The sequence below is a fragment of the Cryobacterium luteum genome (genome assembly GCF_900110125.1).
In the GTDB taxonomy this organism is placed as follows: Bacteria; Actinomycetota; Actinomycetes; order Actinomycetales; family Microbacteriaceae; genus Cryobacterium; species Cryobacterium luteum.
Genome location: NZ_FOCN01000013.1, coordinates 25,945 through 49,926, shown reverse-complemented (window position 1 = coordinate 49,926; position 23,982 = coordinate 25,945). Strand labels below are relative to the sequence as shown.

At 66.3% G+C, this 23,982-nt stretch carries 23 protein-coding genes; 5 read left to right on the top strand and 18 right to left on the bottom strand.

The window, feature by feature from the left end; genetic code table 11:
* Window positions 1-71: 71 nt before the first annotated feature.
* From BMW72_RS12920 to BMW72_RS12885, 8 genes are all read right to left on the bottom strand, one after another.
* Complete coding sequence (locus tag BMW72_RS12920) at window positions 72-839, bottom strand: amino acid ABC transporter ATP-binding protein (RefSeq protein WP_092111193.1); 768 nt, start codon at window positions 837-839, stop codon at window positions 72-74.
* A complete protein-coding gene (locus BMW72_RS12915) occupies window positions 839-1,846 on the bottom strand; it encodes an amino acid ABC transporter permease (RefSeq protein ID WP_092111191.1) in 1,008 nt (335 codons plus the stop codon). Before BMW72_RS12915 ends, BMW72_RS12920 begins: the two co-directional genes overlap by 1 nt.
* A 19-nt stretch (window positions 1,847-1,865) precedes the next feature.
* Complete coding sequence (locus BMW72_RS12910) at window positions 1,866-2,759, bottom strand: ABC transporter substrate-binding protein (protein WP_092111189.1); 894 nt, start codon at window positions 2,757-2,759, stop codon at window positions 1,866-1,868.
* A gap of 157 nt (window positions 2,760-2,916) precedes the next feature.
* A complete protein-coding gene (locus BMW72_RS12905) occupies window positions 2,917-3,924 on the bottom strand; it encodes an iron-siderophore ABC transporter substrate-binding protein (RefSeq protein ID WP_092111187.1) in 1,008 nt (335 codons plus the stop codon).
* Between the two features lie 64 nt (window positions 3,925-3,988).
* On the bottom strand, window positions 3,989-4,834 hold the full coding sequence (locus BMW72_RS12900; RefSeq protein ID WP_092111185.1) for an ABC transporter ATP-binding protein: 846 nt from the start codon (window positions 4,832-4,834) through the stop codon (window positions 3,989-3,991).
* On the bottom strand, window positions 4,834-5,889 hold the full coding sequence (locus BMW72_RS12895; RefSeq protein ID WP_092111183.1) for a FecCD family ABC transporter permease: 1,056 nt from the start codon (window positions 5,887-5,889) through the stop codon (window positions 4,834-4,836). Before BMW72_RS12895 ends, BMW72_RS12900 begins: the two co-directional genes overlap by 1 nt.
* A complete protein-coding gene (locus tag BMW72_RS12890) occupies window positions 5,889-6,935 on the bottom strand; it encodes a FecCD family ABC transporter permease (protein WP_092111182.1) in 1,047 nt (348 codons plus the stop codon). Before BMW72_RS12890 ends, BMW72_RS12895 begins: the two co-directional genes overlap by 1 nt.
* A complete protein-coding gene (locus tag BMW72_RS12885) occupies window positions 6,932-7,909 on the bottom strand; it encodes a siderophore-interacting protein (RefSeq protein ID WP_092111180.1) in 978 nt (325 codons plus the stop codon). The genes BMW72_RS12890 and BMW72_RS12885 overlap by 4 nt, the downstream gene beginning before the upstream one ends.
* A gap of 117 nt (window positions 7,910-8,026) precedes the next feature.
* Here BMW72_RS12885 and BMW72_RS12880 point away from each other — a divergent pair, with 117 nt between their 5' ends.
* Both BMW72_RS12880 and BMW72_RS12875 read left to right on the top strand, forming a co-directional pair.
* The gene (locus tag BMW72_RS12880) at window positions 8,027-9,235 is read left to right on the top strand and encodes an MFS transporter (RefSeq protein ID WP_092111178.1); all 1,209 of its coding nucleotides are present in this window, start codon (window positions 8,027-8,029) and stop codon (window positions 9,233-9,235) included.
* Between the two features lie 49 nt (window positions 9,236-9,284).
* The gene (locus BMW72_RS12875) at window positions 9,285-10,100 is read left to right on the top strand and encodes an aldo/keto reductase (protein WP_092111176.1); all 816 of its coding nucleotides are present in this window, start codon (window positions 9,285-9,287) and stop codon (window positions 10,098-10,100) included.
* A gap of 23 nt (window positions 10,101-10,123) precedes the next feature.
* On the opposite strand, the gene BMW72_RS12870 is transcribed toward BMW72_RS12875, so the two are convergent.
* The 10 genes from BMW72_RS12870 to BMW72_RS12825 form a co-directional block, all read right to left on the bottom strand.
* The gene (locus BMW72_RS12870) at window positions 10,124-11,110 is read right to left on the bottom strand and encodes an aldo/keto reductase (protein ID WP_092111174.1); all 987 of its coding nucleotides are present in this window, start codon (window positions 11,108-11,110) and stop codon (window positions 10,124-10,126) included.
* A gap of 48 nt (window positions 11,111-11,158) precedes the next feature.
* Window positions 11,159-12,061 carry a PDDEXK family nuclease gene (locus tag BMW72_RS12865; protein WP_134360701.1) on the bottom strand — a complete coding sequence of 301 codons (903 nt, stop codon included), beginning with the start codon at window positions 12,059-12,061 and terminating at the stop codon, window positions 11,159-11,161.
* 283 nt (window positions 12,062-12,344) lie between these two features.
* A complete protein-coding gene (locus BMW72_RS12860) occupies window positions 12,345-13,649 on the bottom strand; it encodes a thymidine phosphorylase (RefSeq protein WP_092111169.1) in 1,305 nt (434 codons plus the stop codon).
* Entirely contained in the window at window positions 13,646-14,071 is a 426-nt protein-coding gene (locus BMW72_RS12855; protein ID WP_092111167.1) for a cytidine deaminase, read from the bottom strand. Before BMW72_RS12855 ends, BMW72_RS12860 begins: the two co-directional genes overlap by 4 nt.
* Window positions 14,068-15,366: an ABC transporter permease gene (locus tag BMW72_RS12850; RefSeq protein WP_092111165.1), complete on the bottom strand. Its 1,299-nt coding sequence runs from the start codon at window positions 15,364-15,366 to the stop codon at window positions 14,068-14,070. The genes BMW72_RS12855 and BMW72_RS12850 overlap by 4 nt, the downstream gene beginning before the upstream one ends.
* Entirely contained in the window at window positions 15,363-16,634 is a 1,272-nt protein-coding gene (locus BMW72_RS12845; protein ID WP_241983807.1) for an ABC transporter permease, read from the bottom strand. The genes BMW72_RS12850 and BMW72_RS12845 overlap by 4 nt, the downstream gene beginning before the upstream one ends.
* The gene (locus tag BMW72_RS12840; RefSeq protein ID WP_092111163.1) at window positions 16,631-18,151 is read right to left on the bottom strand and encodes an ABC transporter ATP-binding protein; all 1,521 of its coding nucleotides are present in this window, start codon (window positions 18,149-18,151) and stop codon (window positions 16,631-16,633) included. Before BMW72_RS12840 ends, BMW72_RS12845 begins: the two co-directional genes overlap by 4 nt.
* A gap of 97 nt (window positions 18,152-18,248) precedes the next feature.
* Window positions 18,249-19,355, bottom strand: a complete 1,107-nt coding sequence (locus BMW72_RS12835; protein ID WP_092111161.1) for a BMP family lipoprotein — start codon at window positions 19,353-19,355, stop codon at window positions 18,249-18,251.
* Window positions 19,356-19,497: 142 nt separating this feature from the next.
* Window positions 19,498-20,577: a BMP family lipoprotein gene (locus BMW72_RS12830; protein WP_241983806.1), complete on the bottom strand. Its 1,080-nt coding sequence runs from the start codon at window positions 20,575-20,577 to the stop codon at window positions 19,498-19,500.
* A 26-nt stretch (window positions 20,578-20,603) separates the two neighbouring features.
* Window positions 20,604-21,725 carry a mannose-1-phosphate guanylyltransferase gene (locus tag BMW72_RS12825; RefSeq protein WP_092111157.1) on the bottom strand — a complete coding sequence of 374 codons (1,122 nt, stop codon included), beginning with the start codon at window positions 21,723-21,725 and terminating at the stop codon, window positions 20,604-20,606.
* 83 nt (window positions 21,726-21,808) lie between these two features.
* On the opposite strand from BMW72_RS12825, the gene BMW72_RS12820 reads away from it, so the two are divergent.
* The 3 genes from BMW72_RS12820 to BMW72_RS12810 all read left to right on the top strand — a co-directional run bounded on the left by BMW72_RS12820 (window position 21,809) and on the right by BMW72_RS12810 (window position 23,970).
* Entirely contained in the window at window positions 21,809-22,981 is a 1,173-nt protein-coding gene (locus BMW72_RS12820; protein ID WP_092111155.1) for a glycosyltransferase family 4 protein, read from the top strand.
* Between the two features lie 110 nt (window positions 22,982-23,091).
* Window positions 23,092-23,505 (top strand): succinate dehydrogenase, cytochrome b556 subunit, encoded by a 414-nt coding sequence (gene sdhC / locus BMW72_RS12815; RefSeq protein WP_092111153.1) that lies wholly within the window; start codon window positions 23,092-23,094, stop codon window positions 23,503-23,505.
* A 12-nt stretch (window positions 23,506-23,517) separates the two neighbouring features.
* A complete protein-coding gene (locus BMW72_RS12810; RefSeq protein WP_092111151.1) occupies window positions 23,518-23,970 on the top strand; it encodes a succinate dehydrogenase hydrophobic membrane anchor subunit in 453 nt (150 codons plus the stop codon).
* Window positions 23,971-23,982 lie beyond the last annotated feature (12 nt).

Below are 23,982 nucleotides of genomic sequence, written 5' to 3'. Positions count from 1 at the left end.
TTCCCGCCCGGGCCCACCTTACGCAACCGGGACCATGATCTATCGTGGGCCCGGAAAGGAGAGAGCGGGGGCTAGAGCACCTTGGAGAGGAAGGCCTGGGTGCGGTGGTGCTGCGGGTTGGCGAGCACCTCGGTGGGCACACCGCTCTCCACCACGACGCCGCCGTCCATGAAGACGAGCGAGTCGGCGACCTCGCGGGCGAATCCCATTTCGTGGGTGACCACGATCATGGTCATGCCATCGCGGGCGAGGCCCTGCATGACGTCGAGCACCTCACCGACCAGCTCGGGGTCGAGCGCGCTCGTGGGCTCGTCGAACAGCATGAGCTTGGGTTCCATGGCGAGGGCGCGGGCAATAGCCACCCGCTGCTGCTGACCGCCGGACAGGTGCGCGGGATAGTAGTCGGCGCGTTCGGCGAGGCCGACCCTGGCTAGCAGGACGCGGGCGTTCGCTTCAACTCCGGCTTTGGAGAGGCCCTTGACCCGAATCGGCGCTTCCATCACGTTCTGCAGCGCGGTCATGTGCGGAAACAGGTTGAACCGCTGGAACACCATGCCGATGTCACGGCGCTGCCGTGCGGCCTCTTTGGGACGCATCTCATAGAGTCTGTGGTTGGCTTCGCGGTAGCCGATGAGTTCCCCGTCGACGCTCAGCCGCCCGGACGAGACGACCTCGAGGTGGTTGATGCAGCGCAGAAAGGTGGACTTGCCCGAGCCGCTGGGCCCGACCAGGCACATGACCTCGCCGCGTTTGACCTCAAGCGAGATGCTCTTGAGCACCTCATTGGAGCCGAAGCTCTTCGAGACGCGGTCGGCGACCACCATGGGGGTGTCGGGCATCAGCGTTCTCCCTTCGATGAGTCAGCACGCGGGTCGGTGGGCGGCAGCACGACGGTAGGTTGACCGCTGCCGACGACCGGGATGACGCCGGTCATGGCGCCAGCGACCGACGCGGTGGCGTCATCCGCTTTCTTGTCGGGTCTGCGGTCACCGATGCCGCGCGCGAAACGCTTCTCGAGAAAATACTGGCCGACCATGAGAATGGAGGTGAAGAACAGGTACCAGATCGACGCCACGATGAGCATCGGCACGGTGTCGAAGGTGACAGCAGCGATATCTCGGGAGCGCGTGTAGAGCTCAAGGGTGAACGGAATGGCCGTCACCAGCGAGGTGGTCTTCAGCATCGAGATGACCTCGTTGCCAGCCGGCGGAATGATCACCCGCATCGACTGCGGCACAATCACGCGCACCATGGTCTGGAACCAGCTCATGCCCAGGGCCGTTGCGGCTTCCTCCTGGCCGCTGTCGACCGAAAGCAGGCCGGCGCGCACGATTTCGGCCATGTAAGCCGCCTCGTTGAGGGCGAGCCCGACGATGGCGAGAACGAACGCACTCAGCGCCACCCGGGTCGGGAAGGACACCCACGGCTCGGTGAACGGCAGCCCGATGTCGATGGACTGGTAGATCGTGCCGATCAGGCCCCAGAACACCAACTGAACGTAGACCGGGGTACCGCGAAACACCCAGAGATAGACCCAGGCGATGCTGTTGACCACCGGGTTCGGCGACAGCCGCATAATCGCCAGGGTCACGCCGAGGATGATTGCGATGATCATCGAATAGACCGTGAGTTGCAGGGTGACGAACGCCGCTTGCGAGATGCGCTGGTCGAACAGGTATTTGCCGACCGCCGGCCAGTCGTAGGCCGGCCGCATCGCCGCATCGGCGACGAACAACGCAACGATGAGCAGTAACACGACCGCGAAGGTGTTGCGCCACGGGTGACGCAGGCGAATCGCCTTGATTCCGGGCTCCGTCTTTTCGCCGTTCACGGCCGTGTTCGTCATGATGCGGGTCGCTTATTCTCTAGCCGTTGGACGCGGCGTTGATGGTGATGGTGTCGATGCCGCCGTCGGTGACGCCCCAGGCATCGAGGATCTTGGCGTAGGAACCGTCATCGACCATGGACTGAAGCGCGGCCTGTACGGCCGCCGTCAGCTCGGATCCCTTGTCGACGGTGATGCCGTACGGCGCCGTGTCGAAGCTTTCGCCGGCCGGCTGCAGCTCGCCCTCCGCCTTGGAGATGGCGTACAGGGTGACGGGCGAGTCAGCGCTGAGGGCGTCGGCTTTGCCGAGAACGACCGCGTTGGTCGCTTCGTCCTGCGAGCCGTAGGGCAGAATCTCGATCTTTTCCTTACCGGCGGCGACGCAGGCATCGCTCTTGGCGGGGAGTTCATCGGTGTCTTCGACCGTGTTGTCCTGCACAGCGACGGTGAGGCCGCAGGCGTTGTCGGGGTCGACGGTGCTTCCAACCGGCGCGGCCCAGAGAATTCCGGCGTTGTAGTAGTTGACGAAGTCAACCTGCTGCTCGCGCTCGAGGTTGTCGGTGAACGAGGATTCGCCGATGTCGACGGTGCCGCCGGTGATGCTCGGAATGATGTTGTCGAAGGACGCGATCTGGTACTTGGTCGTGAGGCCGAGCTTGGCGGCGATGCCGCTGGCGAGTTCGATGCCCCAGCCGATCGGTGCGCCCGACTCGTCCTTGAACTCGTTCGGCGGGTACGCCGCGTCGGTTCCGATCACGAGCACACCGGCGCTTTTGATGTCGTCGGGCAGCAGCGCGACCGCAGCGGCATCCGCTTCGATCGTGCTGACCTCGCCCGGGGGCGTCGTGGCGGCCGGGGTGGAGTTGTCGACACAGCCGGTGAGCAGCAGAGCGGCTGCTGCGGCGAATGCCGGAACGATGTAGCGTGCGCGCATGGCACTTCCTTCTTTAGTGGGGCGAAAATGCGCGGATTCGCCGGTGAACCCACACGCAGGTAAGACCTAACGAGCCTAGTGCACCCTCGACCGCGAAGATTCGAGCAGACGGATGCCGCGCTGCCGGCCGGCAGCGCGGCATCCGTTCTCGAAAGCGCTACTTGACGGCGGCGGCGAGCAGGGCGACGTAGTCGTCGAGGCCCCAGCTCAGCGAGAGGCCGGTGGGCGGGGAGACCGAGGAGATGAAGGCAGCGCCGACCGGGGACGCGACCGTACCGGCCTGCACCTGCGGCATGGCCTGGGCGTAGCTCGCGGTGAGGAACGCGTCGGACTCTTCCTGGGTGGAGCCGAAATTCACCAGCAGGTCGCTGTCGAGCTGGTCGAGCTGCTCGTAGCTGAGCGTGTAGTAGAAGCTCGCCTCGTCGGTGGCGAGCTCATCGACGGCCGGCGCGCTGACGAAACCGAGGTCGAGGGTGAAGGCCACGCGCGGGTCTTCCTTTTTATAGACGTAGAAGGTTCCGGCGCTGTCGCTCGTGAGCGCGATGGACTTGCCGGCGAATTCGGGGTGCGCGGCAGCCTGGTCGGCGATTTCGGTGTCGATCGACGTGAGCAGGGCGTCGGCTTCGTCGGTCTTGCCGAGCGCGGTTCCGGTGATCTCGATGAGGTCGCGCCACGGGGTGGCCCAGGCGTCGCCGGGGTAGGCGACGACCGGCGCGATCTCGCTGAGCAGCTCGTATTCCTGCTCGGTGATGCCGGAATAGGCGGCGAGGATCACGTCGGGGGCGGCGGCGGCGATGTCTTCGTACGGGGGCTCCTGGGTGTCGGGCAGGATGACCGGCATCTCCTGGCCCACGAGCGCCTCGTCGATCCAGGGCAGCACGCCGTTCTCGTCGCCGGCGTAGCTTTGGAACGGCATCGCCACCGGAGTCACGCCGAGCGCGATCGCATCATCGGCGCTGCCCCAGCCCCAGGTCACGACGCGGGTCGGCTGCGTTTCGATCGTCGTTTCGCCGAAGGCGTGCTCGATCGTGACGGGAAAGCTGCCGGATGCCGCCGCGTCGTCAGCGGGGTCGGCCCCGTCGCTGACGGCGGCCGTGCAACCACTCAGGCCCAGGGCAAGGATGCTCGCTGCGGCAGCGAGCGTGCGGGTAAGGCGTCGGGACACAACGTTCTCCAGTTCGTCGGGCGCGGGGCGACATCGAGCACCCGGGCAATAAGGGTAGCCTACCCTAAATTACTACCGGTTCGTTGTGTCGCACGCCGGGCGTCGTCGTGGTCGACGCCACCCCGTGGAACCGGCCGATCGGCACGACCATGGGGGAACCGCAGACGGGATCCGGAACGATGCGCGCCTCGAGATCGAAGGCGTGCCGCACGATCTCGGCGGTGAGCGTCTCAGCGGGCGTGCCGTTGGCGACGATGCGCCCGGCGCACATGACGACGAGGTGGTCGGCGTAGCGAGCGGCGAGGTTGAGGTCGTGCAACACCATCACGACGGTTGTGCCGCGCTCGCGGTTGCGCTCGAGCAGCAGGTCGAGCACCTCGATCTGGTGGGTCACGTCGAGAAAGGTGGTCGGTTCATCGAGCAGCAGAATCTCGGGGTCCTGGGCGAGGGCCATGGCGATCCAGACCCGTTGGCGCTGGCCGCCGGAGAGGTCCTCGAGGCGACGCGCAGCGAGTTCGTGGGTGTTGGTAGCGGCCATGGCGGCGGCGACGATCTCGTCATCGCTGCTCGACCATTGCCGAAACCAGCCCTGGTGCGGGTAGCGACCACGCCCGACGAGGTCGGCCACGGTGATGCCGTCGGGAGCGACGGGCTGCTGCGGCAGCAGCCCCACGACCGTGGCCACCTTCTTTGCGGGCAGCGCCCTGATATTGCGGCCGCGCAGGGTGACCTGGCCGGCATCCGGTGTGATCAGCCTGGACAGCCCCTTGAGCAGGGTGGACTTGCCCGAGGCGTTGGCCCCGACGATGACGGTGATCGCGCCGGGCACGATGGTCAGGTCGAGGTTCTCGATGATGGGCGTCTGGCCGTAACCGAGGCTCACACCCTCGGCGCGCAGTATCGGGGTCATCAGGCACTTTTTCCGGTTTTGTTGCTGGTGGCGAGCAGCCAGAGCAGGTAGGGGGCGCCGATGGCGCCCGTGATGATTCCGGCGGGCAGTTCCAGCTGCCCGGGCAGCAGGTGCTGGGCCACGAAGTCGGCCACGGTCGTGATGAGCGCCCCGATCAGCGCTGCCGGAATGAGGGCGAGCCCTCCGGTACCGACCACGCGCCAGGCGATAGGCGCCGCGACGAAGGCCACGAAGGCGAGCGGGCCGACCGCCGCTGTCGCCGTCGCGGCGAGCGCCACGGCGATTACGAGCAGCACGAGCCGGGTGCGTTCGGCACCGACGCCGAGGCTCGTCGCGAGGTCGTCACCGAGCTGCAGGGCGCGCAGCCGACCGTCAGCCAAGCGAATGACGGGCAGCAGCAGGAGCAACAGCACCGCCACGACCGAAATGTTTTGCCAGCGGGCGCCGCTCACACTGCCGACCAGCCAGAGCAGGGCGCCCTGCGCGTCGTTGAGGTCGGCGCGAGAGAGCAGGTAGCCAAGCAGGCCCTGCACCATGAACGCGACTCCCACGCCGATCAGCACGAAGCGGTAGCCGACCACCCCACCGCGGCGCGCCAGCAGGTAGATGACGCCGGCGATGATGATGGCCCCGGCGAACGCGGCGAGCGAAGTGGCGAGGCTACCGAAGCCCAAAATGAGCATGCCGAAGACGGCGGCGGCGCTCGCTCCCCCGGTGACCCCGATGATGTCGGGGCTGGCCAGCGGATTGCGCAGCACGGTCTGGAACAGTGCTCCCGAGAGCGCGAAGGCCACACCGACGAGCACGGCGAGGGTCAGCCGCGGCAGCCGCAGCGACAGCACGATGAAGTTCTCGCTCTGGGTGCCCTGCCCGGCGAGGGTGCGCAGCAGGTCGGGCACGCTCAGCGAATAGGCGCCGACGGCGAGACTGAACGCGGCGACGATCAGGAGGGCGCCGACGAGCACGAGCACGACGCGTCGTTCGCGTCTGCTCCGCTGGGCGCGCGCGGCGGTCAGCGGGGCGGCATCCGCTTGGCGCTCTCTGAGCATGGTCATCACAGGCCCGCCAGTTTCACGCGGCGCACGAGTGCGATGAGTACCGGCGCCCCGAGGAACGAGACGACAAGGCCGGCCTCGATCTCGCCGGGCTGCCCGATGACGCGACCGAGCACATCAGCCGCGACGAGCAGGGTCGGACCGAACAACGCGGAGAAGGCGATGATGAGGCGGTAGTCGGGGCCGGTGATCCAGCGGGCCACGTGCGGCACGGCGAGGCCGACGAACACGATCGGGCCGGCCATAGCTGTCGCCGAGCCGCAGAGCAGCACGATCGCCACGGCGCAGACGACGCGGGCGAGCATGAGGTTCTGGCCGAGGCCGCGGGCGAGGTCGTCGCCGAGGGCGAGGGCGTTGAGCATGCGGGCAGCCACGATGGCGAGGATCGCGCCGATCAGGATGAACGGGGCCAACGGCAGGGCGGCGTCGAGGCCGCGGGCCACGAGCGAGCCGGCTGCCCAGAACCGGTAGCGGTCGAAGGCCGCGGTGTCGGCGAGCAGAACGATCGTGATGAGCGAGGTGAACGCCGCCGTCAGCGCGGTTCCGGCGAGGGCGAGCTTGACCGGCGTGGCGCCCTCGCGCCCGAGCGAACCGATCAGGTAGACGATCGTGGCGGCCGCGGCGGCGCCCGCGAACGCGAACCAGACGTAGCCGAGCGAACTGGTCACACCGAACCAGGCGACGCCGGCGACGACGAACAGCGAGGCGCCGGCGTTGACCCCGAGCAGGCCGGGGTCGGCGAGCGGGTTGCGGGTGACGCCCTGCATGAGCGCGCCGGCCAGGCCGAGGGCGAGGCCGGCGAGCAGGCCGACGACGGTGCGCGGCACCCGCAGGTCGAGGATGACGGTGCGGTCAGTCAGCGCAGTATCGGTCAGGCTGGTATCGGGGTTGACCAGGGCATCGATGACGGCGCCGAGACCGATCTCCCGGGTACCGACCAGGAGCGAGGCGGCAATGCTGAGGCCGAGAAGCACGAACGCGAACGTGAAGCCGATGACGACGCGACGTGGACGGGTGCGAGCGCGTCGTTCCAGAATCAGGGTCATTGAGCTTCGGACCGGCCCAGCCGCCAGTAGCCCATGAAGGCCACTCGCGACCGGTCGATGCCGGTCTCGCTCACCAGAAAACGTCGCAGCAGTTTGATCATGCAGGATTCGCCGGCGAGCCAGGCGTAGAAACCCGTTCCCGCCGCGGCATTGGGTGATTCCCAGAGCAGGTCGCAGTCCACGTCGACCTCGGCGAGCGGCTGCGGGGTGGTGGCGACCGCCGTATCAACCAGGGGGCGATTGGCGGCGACCCACTCACGCACCGCCTGGTCGAGGCGTTCTCCGTGCGGCGCTCTGTCGCGGGCCAGCCAGGTGATTTCGCACCCTGCAGGCAGGGCGAGGGGCAGGGCATCCGCTGGGCTGGGCACCTCGATGAAGGCGCGCGCGCGGCGACCCGCTGGCAGGCTCTCGAGGATGCTGCAGACGGCGGGGGCGGCGGTTTCATCACCGACCAACAACAGTTCGGTCGCCTGGGCCGGGTGCCAGTCGAGGCCGACGGCGCGGTCGGGGCTGCGCTCGTCGGGGCCGACGATGAGAACGTCGCTGCCGACGCTTGCGGTCTGCAACCAGCGCGCGGCGGGACCGAGTGGGCCGTGGCCGGCGTGGGTGACGAAGTCCACATCGATCTCGCGCTGCTCGGGGCGCACCGCGCGAATCGTGTAGGTGCGAAACGGGTTGCGATCGGCGTCGGGCAGCGCACGCCAGCGGGCATACCAGGTGCCGTCGGCGATGGTGCGTTCGTCGGTGGCGCCGATCTCGGCCAGGCCCCGGCCGGGCAGCGGCAGAACGATCTTGATGCGCTGGTCGAGGCCGGCGGTGCCGAAGGTGTCGAACTGGGTACCGAAGAAGGTCACCCGGGTGAAGTGCTCACTCAACGAACGGATGCCCACCACCATGGCCCGATAGGGGCGGTAGGCCGGACGGTCGACGACCATCGTGGCGGCGGAGCCGGTCTCAATCGGTAAGGTAAGCATCACCTTAGTATGGCATGCCTTACCTGACAATGACCACCCGGGCGGGCAGCGCGCAGACCGCACGGGTCACCGGTCTCCCCCAGTTTTCGACCCGCCCGACCCTAGACTGAAAGCATTGTGAAAAGTTACTGGACGCTCCTGCGTACGCCCGGCGTATCCCGTCTGATCGGCGCGCAGCTGACGGCGAGGTTTCCGTTCGGGATGCTCTCGCTCGCCTTCCTCATTCACATTGAGCAGATCTTTGATTCCTACGGCGCGGCCGGACTGGTGCTGGGCGCCATGAGCATCGGCCAGGCCATCGCCGGTCCGCTCACCAGCCGGTTGATGGGCCGGCTCGGCATGCGCCCGGTGATCATCGCGACCATGTTCATCTGCGCCGTGTCGATCATCGTCATGGCGCTGGTACCGCTGTCGGTGCTGAGCCTTATGCTCATCGGATTCGTCGCCGGCCTGTCCACCCCGCCGATCCAGCCGGCCGTGCGTACCATCTACCCCAAGATCGTCAACTCACGCCAGCTCACCCCGCTGTTCTCGCTCGACGCGTCGGCGCAGGAGATCATCTGGGTGCTCGGCCCGGTGATCGCAACCTTTGTGGCGCTGCAGGTGTCGACGACCGCGGGTATCCTGCTCGCCGCGATCTTTCTGGTCGGCGGGGGCATCTGGTTTGTCTCCCTGCCCGAGGTCGGCCGGGTGCGCATTCCGCGCAGTCGTCGCAAGCTCGGCGTCGTGCTCAAGAAGCCCGAGGTGCTGCTTAGCACCATCGTCGGGTTCACCCTCGTCGCCGCCTGCGCCGCCGTCGAGGCCGGGGTCGTTGCTGTCTTCGGCCATGGCAGCGCCGACGCCGGCTGGGTGCTCGGCATCTTCGCGATCGGCTCGCTGATCGGCGGGCTCGCGCTCGGCCATGCCCCGATCGGCCCGTGGGCGCTGGCCGCCCGCATGCTGATCGTCACGATCGGACTCGCCCTGGCCAGCCTGTGGCTCACCTTCTGGTGGTTGTCGCTGGCGCTGCTCTTGGCCGGGGTCGGTATCGCACCCGCTTTCGCGGTGTTGTTCGGCATCGTCTCGGCGAGCGTGAAGTTCAGCGATACCGCCGAAGCCTACGGCTGGGTCGGCACCGGCCAGCTGATCGGCGCCGCGATGGGCTCCGCCATAGCCGGCTTCTCGATCGACCACTCCGGGCCGGTCTCGGCGATCTACGTCGCCGCGGGCTTCGCCGCCCTCGGCTGCATCATCCCCGCCCTCGGCCGGCGCTGGCACCCGGACCTGCGCGGCCGCGACATCAGCCCCATACCCGACACCGAGCCGATCCAAGTTCAGGTCTCCTAGGCCAAGTTCAGGTCTCCTAGGCCAGATCCCGGTCTCGTAGCATGGAAGGATGACTTCCCTCACGCTGAACGACGGCCACACCATCCCCCAGCTCGGCCTCGGCGTCTACAAAATAGCGGATGCCCTCGCCGCCGATACCGTTGAGATCGCGCTTGACGCCGGATATCGTCATGTCGACACCGCAGCCCTCTACGAGAACGAGGTGGGTGTCGGGCAGGGACTGGCCCGCTCCCGTGTGGCGCGTGAGGACGTGTTTGTGACGACCAAGGTGTGGAATGACCGCCACGGCTATGACGAAACGTTGACGGCCTTCGACGAGAGCCTGGCCAAGCTCGGCCTCGACTACGTCGATCTGTACCTCATTCACTGGCCGGCACCGCAGCAGAACCGCTACGTGGAGACCTGGCGGGCCCTCGAGAAGCTGCGCTCAGATGGCCGTGCCCGCTCGATCGGCGTCTCCAACTTTCATCCGCACCACCTCGACCGGCTGCTTGCAGAGACCGACATCGTGCCGGTGCTCAACCAGGTGGAGTTGCACCCGTGGTTGCCGCAGGCCGGAGTGCGTGCGTACGACGCGGCCCACGGCATCCTGACCGAAGCGTGGTCGCCGCTGGCCCGGGGCCGTGCGATCGGCAACGAGACCCTCGACGCGATCGGCGCCAAGCACGGCAAGTCCGCCGCGCAGATCGTGATCGCCTGGCATTTGTCGCTCGGCAACGTGGTCATTCCCAAGTCGGTCACACCGGAACGTATTCGCGCCAATATCGATGTGTTCGACATCGTGCTCGACGCGAACGACCTCGCCGCGATCGCCCGGCTCGACAGCGGCCAGCGCACCGGCAAAGACCCCGACGACCTCGACTGAGCTCCCGAACTCCGTGCCAGGTGCTACCAGCGCGGGTGGATCTGCTCCCGCAGGAGCCGGTCGTAGATATCCTGCACGCCCTCGTTGAAGGCCAGGGAGAGGGGCTCGGCCACGCCCGCGGCAGCGTTGCCCTGCGCCTGCCCGACCGAGCGCGCACCGGGAATGACCGCGCTCACCCCGTCGATCTGGGCGACCCAGGCCAGTGCGGCCTGCGCCGGGGTCAGGCCGGCCGGAGCCAGGGCGGCGAATTCGGTCGCCGCTTGCAGTCCCACCTCGAAGTCGACACCGGAGAAGGTCTCGCCGACGTCGAAGTGGCTGCCGTCGCGGTTGAAGTTGCGGTGGTCGCTCTCGGCGAACACGGTCTCGCGAGAATACTTGCCGGTGAGCAGCCCACTGGCCAGCGGCACCCGCGCGATGATGCCAACCCCGGCAGCACGCGCGGCGGGCAGTACCTCGTCGAGCGGCTTGAGCCGAAACGCGTTCAGAATGATCTGCACCGTGGCCACACCCGGGTGGCTGATCGCGGCGAGGGCCTGGTCGCAGGTCTCCACGCTTACGCCGTAGTTGCTGATGGCTCCCTCGTCGACGAGGGTGTCCAGAGCGTCGTAAACCTCACCCGAGTCGAAGACCGCGCTCGGCGGGCAGTGCAACTGCACGAGGTCGAGGGTGTCCATTCCCAGATTCGTGCGTGAGCGGTCGGTCCACTCCCGAAAGTTGGCGAGCACGAAATTCTCGGGCAACTGCTCGGCCCGTCGTCCCATCTTGGTGGCGACGGTGATGGCAGCGCCCGGGTCGTCGTGCGCAAGGAAATGCCCGATCAGGCGTTCGCTGCGGCCGTCACCGTAGACATCCGCTGTGTCGAAGAAGGTGATGCCGGCGTCAGCGGATGCCGCCAGCACGGCGGCCCCGTCGGCGTCAGACACGGCGCCCCAATCGGCGCCCAACTGCCAGGTGCCCAGGCCGATCACTGAGACAGTACGGCCGGTTCGTCCGAGGGTGTGCTTGTGCATGGTCCCAGCTTAGGCAGCGTGTGGTTTCAGTGGCGGAACATTTTCCGGCTACGGGCGCCAACCCCGCGAGCGCAGCGCGCCGTCAACGGCAGCGCGGATCCATTCCTTCGACGACCCCTTGCGCACGGTGACGACCAGCCACCCGGCGCCCCGCAGGTCGTGCAGCCGTTCGGCATCGCGGTTGTACTGCCCGTCGTCGGTGCGGTGCTGCTCACCGTCATATTCAACGAGAACCTTGTAGCGAAAGTAGACCAGGTCGCCGCGCACCCGACGTTTGCCGGCGGGCAGGGGAATGTATACGTTCGTCTCGGGCTCGGGAAATCCGCTCAGCACCAGGAAGAGGCGCAGAAACGTCTCCCGCCTGGACTCGACCCGGGGCCGAATCAACGCCTCTGCCGCGCGCAGGCTGCGGGCACCGCGCTGCCCTGCATACTGCACGACCTGCGCTGAGATCTCGGGTGCGGTCGCGAGCCCGAGTTCCGGCCTGAGCAGATGGTCACCCGCCGCGACGAGGTCATTCAGGTCCAGAACGGATGCCAGTTGGCACCACGCCGAGACCGGCTCCAGCACCGGCAGCCCGGCCACACTACCCAGCCCCGGAGGAATCGCCACCCGGTGTCCGACAACCCCCACTGCTCGCAAGGCCCGATGCGGGTCGAGCACCGTCACATGAAGGAGCGGGTCGGCCTCGAGCTTGGCCGGCAGGGGCATGCCGAACAGGCGGGCAGCCGTGACGTGGCTGAAGAAGGCGCCAACGGGCATCCGTTGTCTAATTGCCCGGCACCGGTCATTCAGCTCTGCAATGCTGCCGGCCGCAACGCAGACACCCCAAAACGGATGCTCGATATCGCGCGACCGCAGGCGCTTGGCCGACGCGCCCGCGGCCCGGGCCTCGGCATAGGTGAACGCTCCGACGTCGAAGCCGCGAGGGAGTGGAGTCTGGAGATGCATGCTCCGAGAGTGCCACGATCAGCGACCCACCCGACGGTTATCCACAGGGGTGCAAGCAGTCGCGCGCTATTTCATGGAGCAATCACTGCCCCACCCACGCGAGGTGCCATCTTTGGCCCCATGAAACCTCGCCATGAGGCCAAAGATGGCACCTCGCGAAAACGATGGGGCAAAAGGTGGCACCTCGCGCCCGCGCCAATGCGCGACGGGCCGCTGGCGGCCGAACTCACCTTGCGCGAGCCTCACGTAGCCAGGGCGTCCCGCTCAGCGAATGCAGACGCTGCTAGCGACTCCCGATGCGCTCGGCGATCAGGGGGCCACCGTCCAGCACGGGCTCCCCCGGGTCGCCGATGCGCCAGGCACCCGCAACAGCTTCGAGTGCGCGCGCGAATCGCGCCGGCTCGTCAGCGCTCAGTGTGAACAGTGGCTGTCCCTGCACCACGGTGTCGCCGGGCTTGGCGTGCAGGTCGATGCCGGCGGCGTGCTGCACCGGATCCTGCTTGCGCGCCCGGCCAGCGCCGAGCCGCCAGGCGCCGATGCCGAACGGAAGCGCCTGCTGTTCGACCAGCACGCCGCTGCGTTCGGCGAGCACGACGTGGGTTTCTCGCGCCACCGGCAACGCGGCATCCGGGTCGCCGCCCTGTGCCCGTATCACGGCCCGCCACTTGTCCATCGCCCGGCCGTCGGTGAGCGCCGCGCCCACGTCGACGCCAGTGATTCCGGCGAGCGAGAGCATCTCCTCGGCCAGTGCTACGGTGAGCTCCACCACGTCGGCCGGCCCGCCGCCGGCGAGCACCTCGACCGATTCGCGCACCTCATTGGCGTTGCCGATGGCAAAGCCGAGCGGCACATTCATGTTGGTCAGCAGAGCGGATGTCGCCACCCCGGCGTCCTCGCCGAGCTCCACCATCGTGCGCGCCAGTTCCCGCGACCGCTCGATGTCTTTCAAAAAAGCGCCGGAGCCGAACTTCACGTCGAGCACGAGCGCGCTGGTGCCCTCAGCGATCTTCTTCGACATGATCGACGAGGCGATCAGCGGGATCGCCTCGACCGTACCGGTGATGTCGCGCAGGGCGTAGAGCTTGCCGTCGGCCGGTGCCAGGCCGCTGCCGGCCGCGCAGATCACGCCGCCGAGCTCCTGCAGCTGCTGGAGCATCTCCGCGTTGGTGAGGTTGGCGCGCCAGCCCGAAATCGACTCGAGCTTGTCGAGGGTGCCGCCGGTGTGGCCGAGGCCACGGCCGGAGAGCTGCGGAACGGCCGCGCCGAACACGGCGACGAGGGGCATGAGCGGCAGGGTGATCTTGTCGCCGACGCCGCCGGTGGAGTGCTTGTCGGTGGTCGGCTTGCCGAGGCCGGCAAAGCTCATGCGTTCGCCGCTGGCCAGCATCGCCATCGTCAGCGAGCGAATCTCAGCTCGGGTCATGCCGTTCAGAAAGATGGCCATGGTCATCGCGGCCATCTGCTCGTCCCCGACATACCCGCGCGTGTAGGCGTCGATCAGCCAGTTGATCTGCGGCTCGCTGAGCTCGCCCCGGTCGCGCTTGGTGTGGATGAGATCGACGGCGTCGAAGGCTTCGATGGCGGTCATGAAGTGGGTTCCTTTGCGGCGTGGTACTCGGCGAGTTGGCGCGGCCCGAACGCATCCGGCAGCACCTCGTCGATGGTTTTCACACCCGACACGGTTTCCAGCAGCATGCCAGGTGCGGAGTGTTCGTAGAGCAGCTGTCGGCACCGTCCGCACGGCATGAGCACGCCGCCGTTGCCGTCGACACAGGTGAACGCGACGAGGCGGCCGCCGCCACTCAAGTGCAGCGCCGAGACGAGGCCGCACTCCGCGCAGAGGGTGAGGCCGTAGGAGGCGTTCTCCACGTTGCATCCGCTGATCACGCGCCCGTCGTCGACGAGGGCCGCGACGCCCACCGGAAACTTCGAGTACGGCACGTAGGCCGTCTCCATGGCGGCGAGGGCCTGCGTACGCAGCGCCGCCCAGTCGATGGCGGGAGCGCTCACTTGATGTACGGCTTTCCGTCGGCGGCGGGCGCCCGCGAGCGGCCGACGAACCCGGCAACGGCGAAGATCGTCACGACGTAGGGCAGCATGAGCATGAACTCGCTCGGCACCGGCGAGCCGATGATGCCCAGCACGTTCTGCAGGTTGGTTGCGAAGCCGAACAATAGCGCCGCGAGGGTGGCCTTGATCGGATGCCACTGGCCGAAGATGACTGCGGCGAGGGCGATGAAGCCCATACCGTTGGTCATCTCCTTGTTGAAAGCACCGACCGCGCCGAGGGTGAAGTAGGCCCCGCCGAAGCCCGAGATGACGCCACCGAGGGTGACGGCAACGAAGCGGGTGCGGTTAACGTTGATGCCTACCGTGTCGGCGGCCTGCGGATGCTCACCCACGGCCCGAACGCGCAGGCCCCACTTGGTGCGAAACAGGCCGAAATACACCACGGCAACGGCCACGTACATGGCGTAGACGATGATGGTCTGGCGAAACAGCACGGGGCCGATGATGGGGATCTCGCTGAGCAACGGGATGTTCAGCCGTGAAAAGACATCCGGTGAGTTGAGCGTGGCGCTGGGAGCGAGCACCTGCGAGTAAAGAAAGCTGGTGAGCCCGATCACGAGCACGTTGAGCACGACACCGACGATGACCTGGTCGACAAGGTACTTGAGCGCGAACGCGGCCAGCACCATCGACACGAGCGCGCCGGCCACCATGGCGGCGAGCAGACCGAGGTACGGGTTGCCCGTGGCGGAGGCCACGACCGCCGAGCTGAAGGCACCGGCCAGTAACTGCGCTTCGATGGCTACGTTCACGACGCCAGCGCGTTCCGACAGCACACCGCCGAGGGCGCCGAAGATCAGCGGGGCGCTCAGGGTGACCGTTCCGATCAGCAGACCGGGCACCGGGATCGTTGAACCGGAGGCCGCCCAGGCCAAAAAACCGATTAGGAAGAGCAGGGCGAACAGAATGGTCAACACGATCGGAACCTTGCGATGGCGGTAGACGAGCGTGGCCGACGCCGCGGCCATGAGCACGAGCACGATGGCCACGAACACGCCGGTGGCGAAGGTCGGCAGGGCCACCTCGGGCAGCTGGATCAGGTCGCGCGCTTCGGACAGCCGAAAAGTGCTGAGGTCACCGCGCTGGCCGCGGCCGAGCACGACGAACAGCAAAAGGGACAGCACGGCAATTCCGCCGAAGGTGATCGGAATCTTCCAGCTGCGAATTTGCGCCGTCGGCTTCACGATCGGGGCCGAAGCCGGAACGGGAGCGGCGCTCTCGGTCAGTGTGCTCATTTCGCCACCACCTCGTTGGACGTGCGTACCTTGACGCTGTGAATTCTGGGTTTCCTGGTGGTGCCCGGCGTCGGCAGGTGGAACATGGCCCGTACCAGCGGCGGTGCCGCGATGAACAGAACGATGAGTGCCTGAACGACCACGACGATGTCGATGGGAACCCCTTCGGCCGCCTGCATGGCGAAGCCACCGGCTTTGAAGGCTCCGAACAGGATGCCGGCGGCGAAGATACCCCACGGCCGCGAACGACCGAGCAGGGCGACCGTGATGGCGTCGAAACCGATGCCGGCATCGATTCCCGAGCTGAAACCGCTGGTCAGGGTGCCGAGCACCTGGTTGACGCCGGCCAGGCCCACGAGCGCGCCCGAGATGGCCATGGCATACATGTAGACGTTCTTCACGTTGATGCCGGCGACGCGGGCCGCATTGGGGTTCTGCCCGACGGCACGAAACTGAAACCCGAGATTGGAACGGTCGAGCAACCACCAGACGAAGATGGTGGCCGCGATGACCGTGAGAAAACCGGCGTGCAGGTTGTACCGGGGGCCGAACAGGTCGGGGAACACCGCGGTGGGCAACATGGCCGGCGTCTTCGGGTTGTTGCTGCCCGGAGCCTGCAGGGCGCCCGGGGTGCGCAGCAGAAACTGAATGAGATACAGCGCCACGAAGTTCAGCATGATTGTGACGATCACCTCGTGGGCGCCGGTGCGAGCCTTGAGCAGGCCCACGATTCCGCCCCAGATGGCGCCGCCGAGCAGGCCGGCCAGAATGGCGACGATCAAGTGGATGCCGGCCGGCAGCTCGACCGCGAAGGCGACCCAGCCGGCGGCCCCCGCGGCGATGAGCATCTGCCCACGGCCACCGATGTTGAACATGCCCACGCGAAAGGCGAGTCCCACCCCGAGGCCGGCCGCGATCAGCGGCGTAGCGAAGGTGAGGGTCTCGGTCAACGGACGAATGGCGGTGAGAAAATTGTCGGCGCGAAAGTTATAGATAGCGCCCTGAAACAGGGCGGAATACGCGCCCGCGACGGCGTCCCAGACGGCCTGCAGCAGGTCAGTCGGCCGAGAGAAAAAATACCCCGCCGTTTCCTGCACGCCTTCGTTCGTGAACGCGATCAGAATGGCACCGACCACGAGGGCGACGAAGACGGCGAGGATGGAGATCATCGCGCTGCCGCCGGTGATGTCGCGCAGCGTCTGGTTCCAGCGCTCCGACCCGTCTTTGCTGGCGGGGCCCACTGGCGGGGTGTTCGTTTTGTCGCTCACAGTGCGGCCTCCGTTGCGGGAGCGTGTTCGCCGACCATCATGAGACCGAGCGTGGCTCGAGGGGTGTTGCCGGGCACGATTCCAACGATTTCTCCTCGATACATCACCGCTATGCGGTCGGCCAGAGCGACGACCTCGTCCAGCTCGGTGGAAACGACTATGACCGGAATGCCGGAGTCCCGGGTTTCGATGATGCGGGTGTGAACGAACTCGATCGAGCCGACGTCGAGCCCGCGGGTCGGCTGGGCCGCCACGAACAGGCGCAGGTCGCGGCTCAGTTCGCGCGCGAGCACAACCTTCTGCTGGTTACCGCCGGAGAGTCGGCCGGCTTCCATTTCGCTGCCCTGCGACCGAATGTCGAACTCGTGAATTTTCTCGGCGGCGAACTTGGCCCGGAACCCGAGCTGTAGGTTGCCGGCCTTCACGAAGGGTGCCCCGGAGCTGCGGTCGAGCATGAGATTCTCGGCGATGCTGAAATCGGCGATGAGGCCGTCTTCGGTGCGGTCCTCTGGCACGAAGCCGACACCGGAGTCGAGAATGTGTCGCACGCTGTAGCCTCGCAACGGTTTGCCGTCGAGCTCGATCGACCCGGTCACGTGCTGTTGTAGGCCGAGCAGGGCCTCGGTGAGTTCTGTCTGGCCGTTGCCCTGCACGCCCGCGATCGCGAGCACTTCACCGGCTTGCACGTCGAAGCTCACGTTGTTCACGACGATCTGGTTGCGGGAGTCGATCACTGAGAGGTTCTTCACCGCCAGCGCGGTTCCGCGCAACTCCGGGGCGTTCTTGTGTACGGTCAGTTCAACCGCGCGGCCGACCATGAGCGAGGCCAGCTCCGCGTTCGTCGCGGTCGGTGATGCTTCGCCGACGACGGTTCCCAAGCGGATGACGGTGATGCGGTCGGCCACGGCGCGCACCTCCCGCAGTTTGTGGGTGATGAACACGATGGAGGTACCGGATGCCGCGAGCTGGCGCATGATCGTCATAAGCTCGTCGGTCTCCTGCGGGGTGAGCACGGCGGTGGGTTCGTCGAACACCAGCACCTTCGCATCCTGCGACAGCGCCTTGATAATCTCCACACGCTGCTGCACACCGACCGGCAGGTCTTCAATGAGGGCGTCGGGGTCGATGTCGAAACCGAACCGGTCGGAGATCTCCCGCACCTTGGCGCGGGCAGCGCTGAGGTCGAGGCGACCGCCGAAGGTGGTCTGCTCGTGGCCGAGCACGACGTTCTCCGCGACGGTGAACACCGGAACGAGCATGAAGTGCTGGTGCACCATGCCGATACCCGCATTCATGGCGTCGCCGGGGCCGGCGAACTTCTGCACCACGTCGTCGAGCAGGATTTCACCCTCTTCAGCGATATACAGGCCGTAGAGCACGTTCATGAGCGTGGATTTGCCGGCGCCGTTCTCGCCCAGGAGGGCGTGAATCTCACCGGACTCGACGGTGAGGGAGATGTTGTTGTTGGCGACCAGTGCGCCGAAGCGCTTGGTGATGCCGCGAAGTTCGAGCTTCATTGATCCTGGATTCCTGGGTCGAGCACGACGGGGGAAAAGCGTGGGGAAATGAAATGGGGAGGCCGACAATCCGGCCTCCCCAGGTCACTACAGCGTATTACTGCTTCGGCGAAGAAGGCGATTCGACCGTGATTGAACCGTCGATGATGCCGGCCTTGATGGCGTCGAGTTCGTCGCTCAGGGTCGAGGGGACCTTGGATTCGAAATCGTGGAACGACGCAATGCCCACGCCGTCGTTGTCCAGGGTGCCGACATACGGGGTGGCGTCGAAAGAGTCTTCACCAGCGCCGGTGACGACGTCGGACACGCTGACCTTGATGCCCTTGAGAATGCTCGTGAGGAACAGGCTCTTGTTGGTCGCGTCGGTCTCATACAGGTCAGCGTCAACGCCCACCATGGCAATGTCCTTGCCCGAGCTCTTGATCGCTTCGATCGCGCTCAGGAAGATCGGTCCACCAACGGGCAGCAGCACGTCGGCATTCTGGTCGATGAGGCCCTGAGCGTTGGCGAGCGATTCGACGCCGGCGGCGAAGCCACCGGTGAACGACCCGGTCTGTGATGCGACGTCCCAGCCGAGCGACTTGACGTCCGTGCCGTTCTGCTCGTTGTAATACGCGACGCCGTCAGCGAAGCCATCCATGAAGATGGTGACGGTCGGGAACTGCATTCCGCCATAGGTTCCAACGACGCCGGTCTTGCTGTAGCCGGCTGCCGCGTAGCCGGCCATGAATGCGGCCGGGGCGGTGTCGAAGATGATGGGCTTGATGTTCGGGGCGTCGACCTTGCCGTCGAAGTTGAGGTCGGCATCGTTGTCGATGATGGCGAAGTTGACTTCGGGGTTCGCCAGGGCGGACTCGACGGTCGCTGCGGCGAGGTTGAACCCGACGGTCACGATGAGGCTGCAGCCCTGGACGACGAGGTTCTGCACGTTGGACTGGTAGTCGGTTTCGGAGGTTGACTCCACCGTGATCGGCTTAACGCTGAGAGCGTCAGCAGCTTCACTGAGGCCCTCGAAGCCGAGCTGGTTGAAGGACTTGTCGTCGAATCCGCCGGCATCAGACACCATGCAGGGCAGAAAGTCGCTGGCGGCGGCGGAGTTGGTGTCGTCGGTCGTGGCGGGCGCCTGAGCACAGGCGGCGAGCATCGCCACGGTGCCGAACATTGCAAGACCGGAAAGTACGGTCTTACGGGTCGAAATTGTCAAGATGACCTCCAGGATGCTGCCCAGCGAGATCGCACGGGCGTGGTGCGATCCACGTTACCGAATGTGACGCCGCGCAGATGAGCAATGTGCGTGCGCGACCGAGTCGTTACCAAGCCGCGACATTGTCGAAACAATTCTCCCCTTACTGGGGTGAACTGGGACCGTCCACGGAGATGATCCCGGCTATAATCGCGGCCCGAATCTGGTCAAGTTCATCAGTGAGCTCCGCGGTCACCCGAGCTGCCTGGTCGTGGAAGTCGGCGATCTCGACGCCGCCGTTCTTCAGCGTGCCCACGAAAGCCGTGTTGTCGAAGGTGCCGTCGAGGTCAGCCCCAATGGTTTCGACGACCGCGGCAGAGGTGTTCTTGAGCACGCTCGTGAGCACGACAGACCGAAACTGCTCCGGCAGGGTGACATAGCCGTCGTTGTCGACCCAGATGATGGACACGTCCGGTGTCTCGATCGCGGCAGCAGCAGCGCCCTGGCCGACCTGACCGGCTACCGGCAGAATGACGTCGGCGCCCTGGTCGATGAACGACTGCGCCAGGGCCTTGCCTTTGTTGACATCCTCGAAGTCGCCGGTGAAGCTGCCGTCCTGGGCGTCCTTGTTCCAGCCGAGCACCTTCACCGCTGTGTCGTGCTTGTCGTTGTACATTGCGACACCGTCGACGAAGCCGTCCATGAACAGCGTGACGGGCGGCTGGTTGCCGCCACCGAAGGTGGCCACCGTGCCGGTCTTGCTCACGCCGGCGGCCAGGTAGCCGGCCAGAAACGAGGCCTGGGCGGTGTCGAAGACGATCGGTTTCACGTTCGGCGCCTCGACGACCTCATCGACGATCGCGAAGTGCACATCGGGGTTGGCAGTCGCCTCGGCGAGGGTGGCGTCAGCGAGTTCAAACCCGACGGTGAGCACGAACTGGCACCCGGTAGCGACGGCCTCACTCACGTTGGGGGCCAGATCGGTCTCCGACGTCGACACGATCGCGTCGGTGTCGATGCTGTACTTCGTCGCCGCCTCCTGCAGCCCCTCCCAACTGGACTGGTTGAAGGAGCGGTCGTCGAGACCGCCCGAGTTCGTGACCATCCGGGCGCAGTATTCCGGCTTCGTCGCATCCGTTGTGGCGGTGGGTGTCGGCGGTTGCGCGCAAGCGGCCAGCAGTAGAGCGGATGCCGCGAGGGCAGAAACAGCGATCACACGACGCATGGACACTCCCTTAAGCATGAATTGGAATTCTAGTCAGGTCGGGCCTACAACACGTCGCTCGACCCCGAGAGTTTCAAGGCGTCGACGACGGCTTTGACCTTCTGGGCGTTCGCGCTCGTGGTGACCAGGAGTGCGTCGGGGGTGTCGATCACGACGATGTCTTCGACGCCGATGAGCGCGATCATACGACCGGTGTGACTGACCACGATGCCGCTCGACGAGTCGGCGAGCACCCGGGCACCGTCGCCGAGGATGGCGAGGTTGGATTTGCGACCCCCGGAGTGCAGCTTGGCGATCGAGGCGAAGTCCCCCACGTCGTCCCATTCGAACTGGCCGGGAATCACGACGAGTTTGCCGGCCGCCGCGGCGGGTTCGGCGACCGAGTAGTCGATGGCGATCTTCTTCAGGCGCGGCCAGACCTGATCGACCACGGCGCCGCGGGCCGGGGTGTCCCAGGCCTCGGCGAGTTTCATCAGCCCGGCGTGCAGCTCGGGTTCGGCCGCTTCGATCTCGGCCAGCAAACGATCGGCGCGCGCGATGAAGATGCCCGCGTTCCACAGGTAGTTGCCCTCGGCGACGTACTGTTCAGCAACCTCGGGGCTCGGCTTCTCCACAAAGGAATCCACGGCGAGCGCGGTTGGGGCGCCGTCGATCGCGAGCGCGGCCGCGCTCTTGATATAGCCGAAGCCGATCGCCGGCTCGGTCGGCTGGATTCCGATCGTGACGATGTAGCCGGCATCCGCTGCGGCAACAGCTTCGGTCACCGCCGACCGAAACAGCCCGTCACCCTTGATGACCTGATCGGCCGGGAACGATCCGATGATCACGCCCGGTTCCCGCAGCTGCAAAATGGCGGCGGCTAGGCCGATCGCGGCGGTCGAATCGCGCGGTTCGCTCTCAAGCACCACGTTCGGATCGGCCAGTTCGGGCAACTGCTGCTCGACCGCGGCGCGGTGGGCGCGCCCGGTGACGACCATGATGCGCTGCTCGCCCGACAGCGGAACGAGGCGGTCCCACGTGTCGCGCAGCAGGGTCTGACCCGAACCGGTGAGGTCGTGCAGAAATTTGGGGGCATCCGCTCGCGACAGCGGCCACAAGCGGGAGCCGATACCGCCGGCGGGAATCACGCTGTACAGGCGGGCGAGGGGCTCACTGGACGTAATCATTCGCCCAGACTATCGGGCAGCCCCAACACCACTGTTCATGCGCGCGTCACCCGACGGCAATGGCCGCTGCCTAACCTCGAATTATGCGGATCGCAGTCATCAGCGAAAGTTTTCTCCCCACCATCAGCGGGGTGACCACGAGCGTCTGCAAGGTGCTCGAGCACCTCGCTGCCAACGGACACGAGGCCATGGTCATCGCGCCATCCGGCGCCCCGTCGCACTATGCCGGATTTCCGGTGCACACCGTCTCCGCCGTCAACTACCGTGAGTTTCCGGTCGGCATACCGAGCCCGCAGGTGCAGAAGCTGCTCGCCGACTTTCGGCCCGACGTATTGCACGCGGCGTCGCCGTTTTTGCTCGGCGCCCAGGGCATCAGCGCGGCCAATCGGCTCGATATCCCCTCGGTCGCGATCTTTCAAACGGATGTCGCCGGCTACGCTCACCGAAACCACCTCGGCCCCGCCACGGCTCTGGCCTGGCGATTCGTGAAGTGGGTGCACGAAGGAGCCACCCGCACCCTGGTTCCGTCGTCGTCGTCGATGGCTGCCCTGTTGCGCCTCGGCGTGCCCCGGCTCGCCCTGTGGACCCGCGGCGTCGACCTCACCGGCTTTCACCCGAACCTGAAGAACGACCCGGCGGTCTGGAATCTTCGGGAACGCATCGCGCCTACGCCCCAGGGCGGTGCAGCCCGCGACGTCATCGTCGGCTACGTCGGCCGCATGGCTCCGGAGAAGCAGGTGGAGCGGCTGCGTGCGCTGCGCGGGGTTCCGGGCATCCGTTTGGCGCTGGTCGGTGACGGGCCGAGCGTTCCTTCTATACGACGTGCGCTCGCCGGCATGCCGGTCACCTGGCTGGGCCGGCTCTCAGGTGCCGAGCTCGCCGTCGCCTACGCGAGTTTCGACGTGTTCGTGCACGCCGGCACCGAGGAAACGTTTGGGCAGACCATTCAGGAGGCGCATGCCGCCGGACTGCCCGTGGTGGCTCCCCACGCGGGCGGGCCGATCGACCTCGTGGCGCACGGTGAGAACGGCTACCTGTTTCGGCCGGACGACGACCGTGACCTCAAGCACTGGGTGGGTCAGCTCGTGCGTGACCCGATGCTGCGGGCGCGGATGGGTGAAGCGGGGCGTCGTGCGGTGCTCGGTCGCTCCTGGCCGACGGTGTGCACCGAGCTGGTCGACTACTACGAGCAGGCCATCGACGAGTGTCTCGCGGTGCGCGCCAACACCCACGTCCCGCGCTCAATGCAACGTTAGGTTACCCTAACCGGCACGAGTGGGGGGAGCACTTGTAGAATACAGAAATGTGCTTACAGCGCATTCTCGGTCTCACTAAAGAGCCATAATTCAGCCAGGGAGGGTTGTTCATGCCACAGACGGCAGGAACCCTAGATTCTCAGCAGAAGACGACATCACGTCGCCCCGCCGGCACCCTCTATCGGGGTAACACGGGCATGTGGTCGTGGGTGTTGCACCGCATCACCGGCGTCGCGATTTTCTTCTTTCTGCTCGTTCACATTCTCGACACGGCCCTCGTACGCCTCAGCCCCGAGGCCTACAACGCGGTCATCTCGCAGTACCAGACGCCGATCATGGGACTCGGTGAGGTCGCACTCGTCGGCGCCATCGTGTTCCACGCCTTCAACGGACTGCGCATCATCCTGATCGACTTCTGGAACGCCAAGTACCAGCGGGTGCTGTTCTACGTGGTCATCGGCCTGTGGGTCGTCACCATGCTCGGCTTCGCGCCGCGCCACCTCATCAACGTGTTCAGCCACTAGGGGGCGACAGACATGACTTCAACAATCGAAGCTCCCCGCAGCCCGTACACGCGCTCGGCGAAAAAACGCGGTCTCAACTGGGAAAAATGGGGCTGGATCTACATGCGCGTCTCCGGCGTCGTGCTGATCGTGCTTATTTTCGGCCACCTGTTCGTCAACCTCATGGTCGGCGAGGGCGTCAGCGCCCTGAACTTCGCGTTCGTCGCCGGCAAGCTGGCGAGCCCGTTCTGGCAGACCTGGGACGTACTCATGCTCTGGCTCGCCCTCATCCACGGCGGCAACGGCATGCGCACCCTGGTCAACGACTACGCCACGTCGCGCATCAGCCGCGGCATCCTGAAGGTTGCGATCCTGCTCAGCGTTGTCTCGTTGATCGTTCTCGGCACCCTCGTGGTCTACACGTTCGACGCCTGCCCGGCCGGTTCGCCCGCCGACCTTCTTCCCGCTCTCTGCTCGAACCTATAGGAGCTGCACACA